At 67.5% G+C, this 15,346-nt stretch carries 13 protein-coding genes; 6 read left to right on the top strand and 7 right to left on the bottom strand.

Annotation, left to right across the window (positions count from 1 at the left end; all coding sequences use genetic code 11):
- The first annotated feature begins 2 nt into the window (after positions 1-2).
- The 3 genes from CFB41_RS06895 to CFB41_RS06885 are packed head-to-tail and all read left to right on the top strand — an operon-like array spanning position 3 to position 3,878.
- A complete protein-coding gene (locus CFB41_RS06895; RefSeq protein ID WP_089456002.1) occupies positions 3-1,070 on the top strand; it encodes a maleylacetate reductase in 1,068 nt (355 codons plus the stop codon).
- Positions 1,071-1,120: 50 nt separating this feature from the next.
- Positions 1,121-2,788 (top strand): bifunctional 3-(3-hydroxy-phenyl)propionate/3-hydroxycinnamic acid hydroxylase, encoded by a 1,668-nt coding sequence (locus CFB41_RS06890; RefSeq protein WP_089456001.1) that lies wholly within the window; start codon positions 1,121-1,123, stop codon positions 2,786-2,788.
- A gap of 13 nt (positions 2,789-2,801) precedes the next feature.
- Positions 2,802-3,878 carry a S9 family peptidase gene (locus CFB41_RS06885; RefSeq protein WP_089456000.1) on the top strand — a complete coding sequence of 359 codons (1,077 nt, stop codon included), beginning with the start codon at positions 2,802-2,804 and terminating at the stop codon, positions 3,876-3,878.
- A 48-nt stretch (positions 3,879-3,926) separates the two neighbouring features.
- On the opposite strand, the gene CFB41_RS06880 is transcribed toward CFB41_RS06885, so the two are convergent.
- Both CFB41_RS06880 and CFB41_RS06875 read right to left on the bottom strand, forming a co-directional pair.
- Entirely contained in the window at positions 3,927-4,658 is a 732-nt protein-coding gene (locus tag CFB41_RS06880) for a transporter substrate-binding domain-containing protein (RefSeq protein WP_089455999.1), read from the bottom strand.
- 56 nt (positions 4,659-4,714) lie between these two features.
- Positions 4,715-5,875, bottom strand: coding sequence for a pyridoxal phosphate-dependent aminotransferase (locus CFB41_RS06875; RefSeq protein WP_089455998.1), 1,161 nt, complete (start codon positions 5,873-5,875; stop codon positions 4,715-4,717).
- A gap of 167 nt (positions 5,876-6,042) precedes the next feature.
- Between CFB41_RS06875 and CFB41_RS06870 the strand changes: the two genes are divergently transcribed.
- A complete protein-coding gene (locus tag CFB41_RS06870) occupies positions 6,043-7,476 on the top strand; it encodes a PLP-dependent aminotransferase family protein (RefSeq protein WP_089455997.1) in 1,434 nt (477 codons plus the stop codon).
- A 32-nt stretch (positions 7,477-7,508) separates the two neighbouring features.
- Here the strand turns inward: CFB41_RS06870 and CFB41_RS06865 are convergent, their stop codons facing one another.
- Together CFB41_RS06865 and CFB41_RS06860 are read right to left on the bottom strand one after the other, a co-directional pair.
- Entirely contained in the window at positions 7,509-7,949 is a 441-nt protein-coding gene (locus CFB41_RS06865) for a nuclear transport factor 2 family protein (protein ID WP_089455996.1), read from the bottom strand.
- A gap of 43 nt (positions 7,950-7,992) precedes the next feature.
- Positions 7,993-10,017, bottom strand: coding sequence for an NADPH-dependent 2,4-dienoyl-CoA reductase (locus tag CFB41_RS06860; protein WP_089455995.1), 2,025 nt, complete (start codon positions 10,015-10,017; stop codon positions 7,993-7,995).
- A gap of 151 nt (positions 10,018-10,168) precedes the next feature.
- On the opposite strand from CFB41_RS06860, the gene CFB41_RS06855 reads away from it, so the two are divergent.
- Positions 10,169-10,705, top strand: a complete 537-nt coding sequence (locus CFB41_RS06855; protein ID WP_069247687.1) for a PadR family transcriptional regulator — start codon at positions 10,169-10,171, stop codon at positions 10,703-10,705.
- Between the two features lie 22 nt (positions 10,706-10,727).
- Positions 10,728-11,372 (top strand): SGNH/GDSL hydrolase family protein, encoded by a 645-nt coding sequence (locus tag CFB41_RS06850; RefSeq protein WP_089455993.1) that lies wholly within the window; start codon positions 10,728-10,730, stop codon positions 11,370-11,372.
- Positions 11,373-11,442: 70 nt separating this feature from the next.
- On the opposite strand, the gene CFB41_RS06845 is transcribed toward CFB41_RS06850, so the two are convergent.
- The 3 genes from CFB41_RS06845 to CFB41_RS06835 form a co-directional block, all read right to left on the bottom strand.
- Positions 11,443-12,423 (bottom strand): NADPH:quinone oxidoreductase family protein, encoded by a 981-nt coding sequence (locus CFB41_RS06845; RefSeq protein WP_089455992.1) that lies wholly within the window; start codon positions 12,421-12,423, stop codon positions 11,443-11,445.
- A gap of 148 nt (positions 12,424-12,571) precedes the next feature.
- The gene (locus CFB41_RS06840) at positions 12,572-14,401 is read right to left on the bottom strand and encodes an acyl-CoA dehydrogenase (protein WP_089455991.1); all 1,830 of its coding nucleotides are present in this window, start codon (positions 14,399-14,401) and stop codon (positions 12,572-12,574) included.
- 107 nt (positions 14,402-14,508) lie between these two features.
- Positions 14,509-15,276: a class II aldolase/adducin family protein gene (locus CFB41_RS06835; protein WP_089455990.1), complete on the bottom strand. Its 768-nt coding sequence runs from the start codon at positions 15,274-15,276 to the stop codon at positions 14,509-14,511.
- Between the last annotated feature and the right edge of the window lie 70 nt (positions 15,277-15,346).

Here is a 15,346-nt window from a genome sequence, read left to right as displayed (position 1 = left end):
ACATGAATTTCATTTACCAGGCCCGCCCCGCCCGCGTGATCTTCGGCGCAGGCAGCCTCGAGCATCTCGAACGCGAAGTGCTGGAACTGGGCGCGCAACGCGCGATCGTGCTCTGCACGCCGGAGCAGCGCGACCTCGCGCAACGCATCGTCGAGCGGCTCGGTGCGCGCGCGGCCGGACTCTACGATCGTGCGACGATGCACGTCCCGATCGAAATCGCCCGCGATGCGCAGACGTTCGCCAGGTCGTGCAATGCCGACTGCGCGATCGCGATCGGCGGCGGTTCGACGATCGGCCTCGGCAAGGCGATCGCGCTCGAAAGCAGCCTGCCGATCCTCGCGATACCGACGACGTACGCCGGCAGCGAGATGACGCCGATCTACGGCCTGACCGAGGGCGGCCTCAAGCGCACGGGCTCCGACGCACGCGTGTTGCCGAAGACGGTGATCTACGATCCCGCCCTCACCGTCACGCTGCCCGTCGAGCTGTCCGTGACGAGCGGCCTCAATGCGATCGCGCACGCAGCGGAAGGCCTCTACGCGAACAACGCGAATCCGGTGATGAGCCTCGTGGCCGAAGAAGGCATTCGCGCGCTCGCCCGCGGCCTGCCCGGCGTGCGGCGCGACCCCGCCGATCTCGACGCGCGCAGCGACGCGCTCTACGGCGCGTGGCTGTGCGGCATGGTGCTCGGCAACGTCGGCATGGCGCTGCACCACAAGCTCTGTCACACGCTCGGCGGCAGCTTCAACCTGCCGCACGCGCCGACCCACACCGTCGTCCTGCCGCATGCACTCGCGTACAACGCCGCACATGCGCCGGACGCGATGCAGCGGATCGCCCGTGCGATCGGCACGAACGACGCGACCCGCGGCCTCTACGCACTGGCGCTCGACAACGGCGCACCGCTCTCGTTGAAGGCGATCGGCATGCAGGAAGCCGACCTCGATCGCGCCGCCGATCTCGCGGCCGCCAATCCGTACTGGAACCCGCGCCCGATCGAACGCGACGGCCTGCGCGCGTTGCTGCAGGACGCCTTCGAAGGCAACCTGCCCGGCTCGACCGCGCGCTGAACCGGCCACACGACAGACCAACAAACGAAACCGTCATGGAGACACACCACATGAATACCGAATCGAGCGCCCACGGCGACATCTCCGTCGAACACTGTGACGTCGCCATCGTCGGCTACGGCCCGACCGGCCTCGTCGCCGCATCGATGCTGGGCCGCGCCGGCCATCGCGTGATCGTCCTCGAACGCTGGCCGACGCCGTACGGCCTGCCGCGCCTCACGCACATCGACGGCGAAACCGCACGCATCGTGCAGGCGAGTGCCGACGTCGATCACGCGCTGCGCAATGCGAAAGCCGTCGACACCTACCATTACTGCGATGCGAACGGCGACCTGCTGCTCGAACTGAACTGGACCGGCCGCGCGTGCGGCTATCCCGCGCACATCTCGATCTACCAGCCGGACATCGAGGACGCGATCGATGCGCGCGCCAGCACCTTCAGGAATGTGACGATCCTGCGCGGCTGGGAAGTCGACACGCTGCTGCAGGACGACGACGGCGTGACGCTGACCGCGCATCCGGCGCGCGGCAGCCAGGACGCGCAATGGACCGGCAAGCCGCGCGCCATTCGCGCCCGCTACGTGATCGGTGCCGACGGCGCGAACAGCTTCGTGCGCCGCACGCTCGGCATCGAACGATCCGATTTCGGCTACAACGAGCGCTGGCTCAACCTCGATTCGGAGAACAAGCGCGATCTCGGCGAAGGCTGCGCGCGCACGACGATCTACTGCGATCCGGATCGCGCGTACATGCACATGCCGATCGGCACGAAGCGCACGCGCTTCGAGCTGCGCGTGCTGCCGAACGAATCGACCGCCGAATGGGAAACGGAAGAAGCCGGCTGGAAGTGGCTCAACGACCACTACGGCTTCGGCCCGGACGACCTGAAGCTGCTGCGCCACGTCGTCTACACGTTCGAGACACGCATGGCCGAACGCTGGCGCACCGGCCGCGTGCTGCTCGCGGGCGACGCGGCGCACACGATGATGCCGTACATGGGACAAGGCGCGTGCTCCGGCATGCGCGACGGCATCAACCTCGCGTGGAAGCTCGACCTGGTGCTGACCGGGCGCGCCTGCCCCGACCTGCTCGACACGTTCGAAGCCGAGCGCCGCCCGCACGTGACCGCGATCACGCAGATGTCGCTGTTTCTCGGGCAAGTCGTCAACGAGGACGATCCGCGCAAGGTCGCCGAGCGCGACGCGGCGTTCCGCTCCGGCAACATGCCGCCGATGCCGCCGTTCCCGAAGCTCGACCACGGCATCCTGCACGACGAAGCCGACGGCACGCGCCAGCCGACGACCGGCGCGCCCGCGCCGCAGGGGCGCGTGCGCCGCGGCGCAGCCGAGGGCCGTTTCGACGATGTGGTCGGCCGGGGATTCCAGCTCGTCACGCGCGAACACCCTTCCCGCTACCTCGACGACGCGCAGCGTGCGTTCCTCGCGCGGCTCGGCTGTCACGTGGCCGTGCTGTCCGACGACGTGAGCGCACCGGATGCCGTGGTCGATCTCGACGGCGAGCAGCAAGCGTTCATGCAGGCGCACCGGATCGGCGCATATATCGCGCGGCCCGATTTCATCGTGTTCGGTTCGGTGGCCGAGCTGCGCGACCTCGGCGCGCTCGTCGATGCACTCCGCGACAAGCTGCACTGGTCCGCCACGTCGACCGAGCCGTCCGCGGCCTCGGCAGCCTCGTCGGCCGTCACTCACGCATCGTAAAGGAAACCTACGCATGACGACCGAACTGTCACCGTTCGCGCTGTCCCTGCAACGCGCGATGCCCGTCACGCGCTTGCTCGACTGCGGAATGGACTATGCGGACGCAATGGCACTGCACGCGCGCACATCCACCGGCGAACCGTGGGACGTCGCGGCCGAAGCGCTGGCCGACGCGCAGCTCGCGCGCGCCGCGCAGGCGGCGGAAGCCGGCCACCTAGTCACGGCCGCCGACGCGCAGGCGCTGGCCATCGCGAACCTGCTGTTTGCGCAGATGGCATTCAACCACGACGTGCCGCGCAAGCGCGCGCTCTATGCGCGGCTCGTCGACGCGTCGCACGGCCTCGCGCGCTGGTCCGACAAGCGCATCGAACGCGTCGAAGTGCCGTTCGGCGATGCGCACCTGATCGGCTGGCTGGTCCGGCCGCCGACCGAACGCGTACGCGGCACCGTCATACTCTTCGGCGGCCAGAGCGGCTGGGGCTTCGCGTACTGGCCGATCGCACGCGCGCTTGCGGCGCGCGGCATCGCCACGCTGCTCGCCGAGGGGCCGGGCCAGGGCGAGACGCGGCTCGAACAGCGGATCTTCGTCGACGTCGACATGAGCGCCGCATACCGGCGCTTCGTCGATGCGGTCGCCGACCGCGTGCCCGGGTCGATCGGCATCTGGGGGAACAGCATCGGCGGGTTGTGGGCCGCATCGACCGCTGCGAGCGACCGACGGATCGCCGCCTGCTGCGTGAACGGCGCACTCGCGGCGCCGACGCTGCTGCCGTTCCGCACGTTCGTCGAACAGGCTGCGGCCATGCTCGGCAACGACGATCCCGATGCGGTCGCGGCGAATTTCGCGCGGATGAGCTTCTCGTCCGAACGCGACCGCATCGCATGCCCGCTGCTGGTGCTGCACGGCGGCGAAGATCCGCTGATCCGGCTCGACGATCAGCAGCCGTTCCTCGATGCGGCGACGCCCGGCGACGCGATGCTCAAGGTCTGGCCGGACGGCGAGCACACGATCTACAACCACGCATCCGAGCGAACTGCGTTCGTCTGCGACTGGTTCGTCGAGCGGTTCGCGCAGGCTGCGGCTGCGTGATCACGCATGCGGTGTCGACCGTGCGAACGGCCGGCACCGCGCGCGGCATTACGACGTCGCGCCGCCGTTCTCCACCACGCCGTCGATTTCCGCATGCGTGAAGCCGTACTTCGCCATCCGCTCGCGATGATCGGCCGAGCCGAGATACTCGCGCAGCTTTGCGTTCACGGCCTGCACGAGCGCATCGCTGTTCTGGCTGAACGAAAATCCGCCAACGGGCGCGGCCTCACCGGCACCCCGCTCGTGCGAGACGGCCTCCAGTCGCGTGTCCGTGTCGGCGACCGCGCGGGCCCCGATCGCGGTGCTCGCGAACGCGTCGACCTGCCCTGCAAGCAACGCAGCCACTGCGTCGGGTTGATCCTTGAAGATGACGATCTGCCCGTCGCGCACGCCGGCCGCCCTGGCCGAATCGATCTGCATCTGGTCGGTCACGCACGCCAGCCGCGCATCGCTGCGCGCCGCGATGGCCGCGTAGCTCGTCAACTGCTTCGGATTGCCGGCCTGCAGCACGAAACCGTCGCCGATCGTCCACACCGGGACGCTGAACGTCACGTGCCGCGCGCGTTCGGCCGTCACGAAGATCGGCACGTTCATGTCCCAGCGACCGGCCTGCACGCCCGGCAGCAGTTCCTCGAACGACGTCGGGTGATATTCGATTTCCGTCACGCCGATCGCACGCAGCACCACCTCGGACACCTCGACATCCGCACCGGTCACGGTACCGTCTTCTGCCGTCCAGTAGAACGGCGGTTCCTCGATGTACGCAATCCTTACCTTCATGGCGTCACTCCTGACGTTCAATGATGTTCGTCGCGCCCGGCCCCCGGGCACCCGATTCATGCAACCGCTGCATCCATCGCCCGAGACAGCGCCGTCAACGCAGGCGGCAGCCGCTCCAGCGGAAGATAGCCGAACCCGAGCCTGAACACGCGGCTGCTTTCGCCGAACCACGTGCCTGATGCGAGCTGCACGTCGTGATCCGGCAACCGCTGCCAGAAGCGCGACACGGCCGGCTCGTCGAAAGCATCCTGACGCAACCGCACGCAGCACAGTGCGCCCGCATCGGGCCGCACCCACTCCACCCGCGCGCGTTCACGCTCGCACCAGTCCGACACGATATCCAGCGCGCCCGCAAGCAGCCGGCGCCGGGGCGCGAGCACGTGTTCGCGGTGGCGCAGCACGGTCGCAGCCAGCGTCTCGTCGAGCACCGAACCCGAGATCACCGTATTCAGCTTCGCGACGAGCAGACGTGCCCTAAGCCCTGCATCGGCCACCGTGAGCCATCCGGTCCGCAGACCGGGTGCGCCCAGCGCTTTCGACACCGACGAACCCGTGACGATGCGTGGATCGACACCCGCGAAACTGGCTGCCGCGGCCGCATCGCCATAGCTTGCTTCGCGATAGGTTTCGTCGATGAACAGTATCGCGTCCGGACACCGTTGCGCCATCAACGCCAGTAATGCGTCGATCTCGGCTCGCGACGCCTGCACGCCGCCCGGATTCTGCGGGGACGCGATGCTGACCAGCCGCGTCTTCGACGACAGGCTCGCGTCGAACTGCGCGAGGTCCAGCCGATAGCCGTTCTCGAACGACAGCCGCACGTCTCGCACCGTTGCGCCGGCACCGACCAGGCAGTCTCGACTCGGAGGAAAGCAGGGTGTCGCCAGCACGGCCTCGTCGCCGGGCCGGCACACTTCATAGGCCAGCAGGAACAGCCCGAGCGCGGTGCCTTGCGTCGTCACGATCTGCTCGGCAGGCACATTGCAGGTGTCGGCAATCGCTTCGCGCAGCACCGCAGCCCCCGCCGACTGGCTATAGCCAAGCTTCAGGTTGCGGACCGCTTCGACGCCGGCCAGATCCAGCAATTCGCCGACCGTCAGGTCTTGCGACGTGCTCTCCGCCAGGTTGAACGTCCGGTTCACGTCGAGCAGCGAAATGATTTCGTTGTATGGAAATCGTCCGCGCCACGCGCCGGGATGTGCTTGTGTCGTCTGCATGGGCAAGCCTCGCAATGGCCGATCGATGGATCGGAACACCGCCATCGTAGCGTTCGCCCAAAAACCATAACAGCCACAATTTTCCGCCGATTGGACCGACACAATTATGCGTGGCGAGATCGTGTCGAACGGTCGATAATCGGGCACTCCCCTGCCGCTGGTGTCTCATGGAAACGCAAACGTCATTCCGCTACAGGCAGCTGGCCGACCTCATCGTCGGCATGATCGGGAACGGCACGCTGGCGCCGGGCACCCGGCTGCCGTCCGTGCGTACCGTCAGCGAACAGCAGCGCATCAGCGTGTCCACCGCGCTGCAGGCATACCGTCTGCTCGAAGATCGCGGCGTGCTCGTATCGCGGCCGCAGTCGGGCTTCTACGTCGCGGCCGCGCGTGGCGGCACGCTTGCGTTGCCGAGCGCCTCGCGCTCGCGTGCGAAAGCATCGACGGTGTCGATCAGCGGCGCAGTCGCCGCGATGCTCGAACATGCGGCCAACTCGGCGCTCGTGCCGCTCGGATGCGCGGTGCCCGATCCGGCGCTGCTGCAATCGAAGCGGCTCGACCTGGCCCTCGCCCGCGCGGCACGCCAGCACGGCACGCGTTACAACGTCTATTGCGCGCCCTACGGCGAACCGGCGCTGCGCCGCGAAATCGCGCGGCGGGCCATGCGCTTCGGGCACCCGTTGTCCGCCGACGACATCCTCGTCACGAACGGCTGCACCGAAGCGTTGACGCTCGCGCTGAATGCCGTGGCAACACGCGGCGATACGATTGCGGTGGAATCGCCGACCTACTTCGGCCTGCTTCATACGCTGGAGGCACTGGGACTGAAGGCGCTGGAGTTGCCGACCGACCCGTTGCGAGGCGTCGACGTCGGCATGCTCGCGCAGCGGCTCGAAGCGGAATCGATCGCCGCCTGCGTGCTGTCGTCGAGCTTCGGCAATCCGCTCGGCTCCGCGATGAGCGAAGACGACAAACAGGCGCTGCTTGCCCTGCTCGCACGCCATCGCGTGCCGCTGATCGAAGACGACGTCTACGGCGACATCCACTTCGGGCGAGACCGGCCGAGGCCGTTCAGCGCGCTCGACAGCGGGGCCGATACGATCTACTGCAGTTCGTTCTCGAAGAGCCTCGCCCCGGGATACCGGATCGGCTGGATCGCGGCGGGTGCGCGCACTCAGCAGGTGATGGAACGCAAGCTTGCGCTCAGCCTGTGCGGCCCCGTGTTGCTGCAGGTCGCGGTGGCCGACTTCCTCGCGAGCGGTGCATACGATGCGCACTTGCGCCGCATCCGGCGTGTGTTCGAGGACAACCTGGCACGGATGACGCGCACGATCGAGGCCAGCTTTCCGGCCGACACTAAAGTGAGCCGGCCAGCCGGCGGTTTCGTGCTCTGGCTCGAACTGCCGAAGCGGTTCGATTCACGCGCGCTGTTCGATGCCGCGCTCGAACAGGGCATCTGCTTCGCGCCGGGCGACATCTTCTCCGCCAGCCGGCGCTTTCGCCATTGCCTGCGTCTGAGCGCCGGGCACGTATGGAACGAACGTATCGAGGACGGCGTCCGGTGCCTGGGCCGGCTCGCGCGGGCACAACTCGCACGCTGAACGCGGCGGCGGCCGACCCGCAATCGCCCCGCTCAGTTGCCGATCTTGAACGCCGGCAACTGCTGCGCGAGCCGCGCGCCCATTTCCGCGCCGAGTGCCTGCAGCGCATTGAACGGCCGGATCATGACCTCGAACTCGACGATCCGCCCGTCGTCGTCGAAGCGGATCATGTCGATCCCCTTCAGTGCCTTCTCGCCGATGGCCGCGCTGAACTCCAGCACCACGCTCTTGCCGTCGTCGGTGACGAACTGGCGGTGATAGGTGAAATCCTCGAGGATCGTGATCACCGTGCGCAGCGCCAGCAATAGCGCGGGCGCCGGCCCGTACGGCTTGAACGCCATCGGCGAACGGAACACGGCGTCCGGATGGACAATCGACTCCAGTGCGCCAAAATCCTTGCGTTCGACCATCGCGTGCCACGTGTCGAGCGATTGCGCGACAGCGGGTTGAAGATGCAGCGTTGCGTTCGTCATCGAAGACTCCAGTATCGTCGGGCGGAAAGGAAACGAATCAGTCTCAAAGGGTGGCGGCAAGCGTCGTGCCCTGGTGAATCGCGCGCTTCGCATCGAGCTCGGCCGCTTCGTACGCGCCGCCGATCACATGGACCTTGCGCCCGGCGGCCTCCAGTTGCTCCGCCAGTTCGCGCAACGGCTCCTGCCCCGCGCAGATCACGACGTTGTCCACCGGCAGCGTCTGCTCGACACCGTCGATCGTCACGTGGAATCCTTCGTCGTCGATACGCCGGTAGGTCACCGCCGACGACATCCCGACACCGCGCGCCTTCAGCGCCGTGCGGTGGATCCATCCGGTGGTCTTGCCGAGCCCGTCGCCGACCTTCGACGCCTTGCGCTGCAGCATGTGGATTTGCCGCGCCGCCGGCTCGGGGTTCGCATGACGCAAGCCGCCTGCGTTCGCATACGATCGGTCGACACCCCACTCGGCGAAGAAGCGGTCGGCGTCGACGTGCTCGGCACCGTCGCGATGCACCAGATACTCCGCGACGTCGAAGCCGATCCCGCCGGCGCCGACGATCGCGACATTGCGACCCACCGCCTTGCCGTCGCGCAGCACGTCGAGGTAACCGAGCGTCTTCGCATGCCCGACACCGTCGATCGGCGGCGTGCGCGGCACGATGCCCGTCGCGATCACCACTTCGTCGAATTCGCGTTGCAGCAGCAGCTCGGCAGTCGCACGCGTATTGAGGTGGAGCGTCACGCCGCGCAGTTCGATCTGCCGGCGGTAATAGCGCAGCGTCTCGTTGAACTCTTCCTTCCCGGGCACCTTCTTCGCGATGTTGAACTGGCCGCCGATCTCCGCGCCGGCTTCGTACAGCGTCACCGCATGGCCGCGCTCGGCCGCGGTGATCGCGAAGCCGAGGCCTGCCGGCCCGGCGCCGACCACGGCAATCCGCTTGTGCTGCTGGGCGGGGCGAATCACGAGCTCGGTTTCATGGCACGCGCGCGGATTCACGAGGCACGACGTGATCCTGCCGCTGAACGTATGGTCGAGGCAGGCCTGGTTGCAGCCGATGCACGTGTTGATTTCGTCCGCGCGCCCTTCCCGCGCCTTGCGCACGAACTCGGCATCGGCGAGGAACGGCCGCGCCATCGACACCATGTCGCAATAGCCGTCGGCCAGCAGTTGCTCGGCGACGTCCGGCGTGTTGATCCGGTTGGTCGCGACGAGCGGGATGCCGACCTTGCCCATCAACTGCCGCGTGACCCAGGCGTACGCGGCGCGCGGCACCTTCGTCGCGATGGTCGGAATGCGCGCCTCGTGCCAGCCGATACCCGTGTTGATGATCGTCGCACCGGCCGCTTCGATCGCCTGCGCGAGCCGGATCACTTCGTCGAGCGTCGAGCCGCCTTCGACGAGATCGAGCATCGACAGCCGGTAGATGACGATGAAGTTCGTGCCGACCCGCTCGCGCACGCGCCGCACGATCTCGACCGGGAAACGGATGCGGTTCTCGTACGCACCGCCCCATGCGTCGTCGCGATGGTTCGTCCGCGCGGCGATGAATTCGTTGATCAGATAGCCTTCGGACCCCATGATCTCGACGCCGTCGTAACCCGCATGCTGCGCGAGCGCCGCACATCGGACGAAATCGGCGATCGTCTCGTCGACTTCATCGCTCGTCAGCGCATGCGGCGTGAACGGGTTGATCGGCGCCTTCAGCGCGCTCGGTGCAGCGAGCGCCGGGTGATACGCGTAGCGCCCGAAATGCAGGATCTGCAGCGCGATCTTGCCGCCCTCCGCGTGCACCGCGCGCGTCACGACGCGATGACGCTCGGCTTCCGCTTCGGTCGTCAGCATCGCGCCGCCGGGCGCCGGACGGCCCCGCTCGTTCGGCGCGAATCCGCCCGTGACGATCAGGCCGGCCTCGCCGCGCGCCCGCTCCGCATAGAACGCCGCCATCCGCTCGAAGCCGTTCGGCGCTTCCTCGAGGCCCACGTGCATCGACCCCATCAGCACGCGGTTCCTGAGTGACGTGAAGCCGAGCTCGAGCGGGGTCGTCAGATGCGGGTAACGCGACGTCATGGGGTGTCTCCATTTTTTATGCAACAAGTTGCACAGATAGTAGTCGACCGCTTTCGTTTATGCAACCCGTTGCATAAACGCATCCGTCATCTTGTACCGTGGCCCCGATATGGCAAGATGCGGTTCATTCCGCGGCCTCCTCCGATCCGACATGTCCCTGCCCCACGCACTCCTCACCGCGCTCGCCGAACGCCCCGGTTCAGGCTCCGAACTCGCCGACCGTTTCGATCGCTCGATCGGTTATTTCTGGCAGGCGACGCACCAGCAGATCTATCGCGAGCTGGGGCGTCTCGAGGAAACGGGCTGGATCGAATCGCTGCCGGCCGAATCGGGGCGCGGCCGCAAGCGCGCGTACCGGATCCTGCCGGCCGGCAAGAAGGAGTTGCGCCGCTGGATCGCCGAACAGGAAGACCCGACGCCGCTGCGCGAAGCGTTGATGGTGCGCCTGCGCGCGGAAGCGGTGCTCGGCCCAGCCGGCCTCGAGGACGAAATCAGGCGGCGCATCGCGCTGCACCAGGAAAAGCTCGACCTGTATCTGCAGATCGAGGCACGCGATTTTTCTGAAAGCGCCGATTCGCGCACGAAGCGCCTTCAGCACCTGGTCCTGCAGGCCGGTATCGCGAACGAGCGGTTCTGGGTCGAATTCTCGCAGCACGCGCTGGACGTGCTGCGCTTGCCGAAAGACTGAACGACTGACGGAGGAAGGGACGATGACGCAGAAAACCGTGCTCTGCTACGGCGATTCGAACACGCATGGCACGCGCCCGATGACGCGTGCCGGCGTACTGGAGCGGTTCGCACGCGAAGAACGCTGGACCGGCGTGCTGGCGCACACGCTCGGCGCGAGCTGGCGGGTCATCGAAGAAGGGTTGCCCGCGCGGACGACCGTGCATGACGATCCGATCGAAGGCCGGCACAAGAACGGTTTGTCGTATCTGCGTGCATGCCTCGAAAGTCACTTGCCCATCGATGTCGTCGTGCTGATGCTCGGGACCAACGACCTGAAGACACGCTTCTCGGTCACGCCCGCCGACATCGCGACGTCGGTCGGCGTGCTGCTTGCGGAGATCGCCGCGTGCGGTGCCGGCCCGTCCGGTGCATCACCGACGCTCGTGCTGATGGCGCCTGCGGCGATCGTCGAGGTCGGCTTCCTCGGCGAGATCTTCGCGGGCGGCGCAGCGAAGTCCCGGCAGCTCGCGAAGCGGTACGAACAGGTGGCAAGCGACGCCGGTGCGCACTTTCTCGATGCCGGCGCGATCATCGAGGTGAGCCCGGTGGACGGCGTTCACTTCGAGGCCGATCAGCATCGTGCGCTCGGGCAGCGGGTCGCGGCCCTTCTGCAGCAGATCGCGTAACGCGCACGAGCGCCGAACCGCAGCCGCGCGGCGTGTGCCGGAACGCGGCACGCCGCGCGCGGAAAGCCGGTCACGCGTCCGGCAGGATCACCACCTTGCCCTTCACCTGGCGGTTCGCCATCCGCGCGATCGCATCGGCCGCATCGGCCAGCGACACGCGCTCGGTGATCGCGGGTCGTACCTTGCCGGCCGCGAACCATTCGGCCAGCAGGCGCATGTTCGCGACATGCTGCTTCGGATCGCGGCGCACCGCATCGCCCCAGAACACACCCAGAATGTCGCGCTCCTTGAGCAGCGCCAGGTTCAGCGCGAGCTTCGGGATCTCGCCGGCCGCGAAGCCGACCACGAGGAACCGGCCGCGCCACGCGGTCGCGCGCAGCGCCGCTTCGCTGTAGGCACCGCCCACCGGATCGTAGACGACGTCGGCGCCGCGGCCGCCGGTCAATTCGTCGACGCGGCGGCGCAGGTCTTCGGTCGCATAGTCGATCGTCTCGTCCGCGCCCGCTTCACGGCACAGCGCCAGCTTGTCCGCACTCGACGCCGCCGCGATCACGCGCGCGCCGAGCGCCTTCGCGATCTCGATCGCGGCGAGGCCAACGCCGCCCGCCGCGCCCAGCACGAGCAACGTCTCGCCTGCTTGCAGCCGCGCGCGCTGCTGCAACGCGTGCAGCGACGTACCGTACGCCAGCACGAGCGCCGCGCCCTGCTCGAATGTCATGCCCGGCGGCAGCGCGGCAATCTGGTGCACGTCGGCCACGCACTGCTGCGCGAAACCGCCGTGCCCGGTGAACGCGACCACCGCATCCCCCGGCTGCCACGCGGTCACGCCCTCGCCCACCGCGTCGATCACGCCGGCAAATTCCGCACCCGGCGAAAACGGCAGCGCCGGCTTCACCTGGTACAGCCCCTGGACGATCAGCGCGTCGGGGAAATTGAGCGACGCGGCCTTCACCTGAACCCGAACCTGGCCCGCGGCCGGCTCGGGAATCGCCACGTCCTCGATGCGCAAGCTGTCGATCGGGCCGAATGCGGTACACAACAGGGCTTTCATGTTCGTCTCTCTCCTTGAGCGGCTTCGCCGCGCATCATGTCATGCTGCGGGGCGGACCCGCATGGCCGGTTCACGGCGAATACGCAACAGCCGACGGAATCGGCATCCACGAGATCGTCTGCATTCCGGAATGTGGGTGAAACAACGATCAGAACCACGCGTCGCGCATGTCGAGCGTCGTCGTGTCGACGCGCGCGAGCAGATCGAGCTGCGCATCCACTTTCGGCAGGTCCCAGTTGAAGAAATAGCGGGCCGCCGCACGCTTGCCGTCGTGGTAATCGTCGGCGTGCCCGTGCGCGGCAAGCGTCACGTCGAGCCACAGCCACGCCACGACGAGATGGCCGAACGCTTCCAGATAGACGCTCGCGTTCGCGAGCCGCGCCTGCGGATCGCCGACCGCGCCGAGTTGCCGCGTGACGTCGACCAGCCGCGCCCAGCGCCGCGCCAGCGCATCGGCCTGCTCGCGCAGCTCGGCACCAAGCGCTCGCGCGCGTTCGACGGTCGCGCCGATCCGCGCATCGAGTGCGTGCAGCAACGCGCCATCGTCCTGCGCGACCTTGCGGCCCAGCAGGTCGAGCGCCTGGATCCCGTGCGTGCCTTCGTGGATCGGGTTGAGACGATTGTCGCGATAGAGCCGCTCGACCGCGTAATCGCGCGTGTAGCCATAGCCGCCGTGGACCTGGATCGCGAGGTCGTTCGCCGCGAGACACCACTGCGACGGCCAGCTTTTCGCGATCGGCGTCAGGATGTCGAGCAGGCGCGTGGCATCGGCGCGCACGTCCGCATCGTCGTGCGCGCGTGCTTCGTCGACCAGTTTCGCGCAATACAGGATCAGCGCGAGACCGCCTTCGACATAGGCCTTCTGCGCGAGCAGCATGCGCCGCACGTCCGGATGGTCGACGATCGGCGCCTGCGGCGCGGCGGCATTCTTGCCGGCCGGCCCGAGCGGGCGCCCCTGCGGCCGGTTGCGCGCATAGTCGAGCGCGTGCAGATAACCCGTGTAGCCGAGCGCCACCGCGCCCGCACCGACACCGATGCGCGCTTCGTTCATCATGTGGAACATGTAGGCGAGGCCATGGTTCGGCTGGCCGACGAGATAGCCGATCGCGCCTGCGCGCCCTTCCGGGCGGTAGCGCGTGCCTTCGCCGAAGTTCAGCAGGCAGTTGGTGGTGCCGCGGTAACCCATCTTGTGGTTCAGCCCGGCGAGCACCACGTCGTTGTGCTCGCCCTGCGCCGCGCCATCGGCGCCCGGCAGGTACTTGGGCACGATGAACAGCGAGATGCCGCGCGTGCCGTGCAGCAGCCGGCCGTGTTCGTCAGGAATCTTCGCGAGCACGAGGTGGACGATGTTCTCCGTCAGCTCGTGTTCGCCGCCCGAGATCCACATCTTGTTGCCGGTCAGCCGGTAGCGCGGGCCGAGCGGCGAATCGCCTTCGAAATCCGCGCGCGTCGCGATGTCGGACAGCGACGAACCGGCCTGCGGCTCGGACAGGCACATGGTGCCGAGATAGCGCCCTTCCAGCTCCGGGCGCGCAAATGCGTCGATCTGCGCGGGGCTGCCGTGCGCGACGAGCAGGTTCGCGTTGGCGGCGGTCAGGAACGGATAGGCGGACGTGGCGATGTTCGCGGCCTGGAAGAACAGGAACGATGCGGCTTCGACGAGCTTCGGCAAGCGCATGCCGCCGAGTGCTTCGTCGTGGCCCGCGGCGATCAGCCCGGCGTCGGCAAAGGCGCGCACGGCCGGTGCGACGTCGGGGATCAGCGTCACGCGCTCGCCGTCGAACTGCGGCTCCTCGCGATCGCCGCGCGCCGCATGCGGCGCGAACAGGTCTTCGGCGATCCGCTCGCTGGTGTCGAGCACCGCGTCGAACGTCTCGCGACTGTGCTCGGCGTAACGCGGCAACGCAACGAGCGCTTCCGCGTCGAGCCAGTCGTACAGCAGGAACGCGAGATCGCGTCGCGACATCAACAAGCTCATCGTGCTGCCTCCCGGGGCCGGCTTCGTCAGCCGAATGAAGGATTCCGTGACGGAAAGTGCTGGCAGGAATTTAGCACGGTCGTTCTAAAACGACAACGACGGATCCGCTAGTCCGCGTAACCGGAATTGCGCCGATCGAGCCGGCGCAGCAAGCCGGGCCAGACGAGCGCCCCGGCGCCCATCCCGCGCGTCACCGCGGCGATCTGCTGCTTGATACCGTCGAGAATCGGCTGGCCGATCGGCAACAACGCAGCGCCGCCGGCCTGCGCGCGGACCTGGATCATGCAGGCTGCTTCGAAGAAGTACATCGCGACGAACGCATCTGCCGGCGTCGCGCCGACGGTCAGCAGGCCGTGGTTGCGCAGCATCAGGTTCGTCTTGGCGCCGAGGTCCTGCACGAGGCGCGCCTTCTCGCCCTCGTTGAGCGCAATGCCCTCGTAGTCGTGATAGCCGAGCGACGCCAGCACGCCGAGCGACTGCTGCGACAGCGGCAGCAAGCCCCCTTCCTGCGCCGATACGGCGACGCCGTTGATCGAATGCGTATGCATCACGCACAGCGCGTCGTCGCGGGCCGCATGCACCGCGCTGTGGATGGTGAAGCCGGCCGGGTTGATCTCGTAAGGTGATTCGGACACCTTGCGTCCGTCGAGATCGACCTTCACCAGCGACGATGCCGTGATCTCGTCGAACATCATCCCATACGGGTTGATGAGGAAATGGTGCTCCGGGCCGGGCACGCGTGCGGAAATATGGGTGAATACGAGATCGTCCCAGCCGAATAGCGCGGTGAGACGATAGGCTGCCGCGAGGTTGACTCGCGCATCCCATTCGGCGGGGGAAACCGACTGCTTCACGCTGACTTCGGAAGAGGCCACGTCACGCTCCTTGCGCAGGGGTCGATGTGCACCGGGCCGCACGATGCGGCCCGGCGTGGGGAATAGTGTG

It is taken from the genome of Burkholderia sp. AU33803, from assembly GCF_002223095.1.
Classification (GTDB): Bacteria; Pseudomonadota; Gammaproteobacteria; order Burkholderiales; family Burkholderiaceae; genus Burkholderia.
This window is presented reverse-complemented; position numbering and strand designations above follow the sequence as displayed.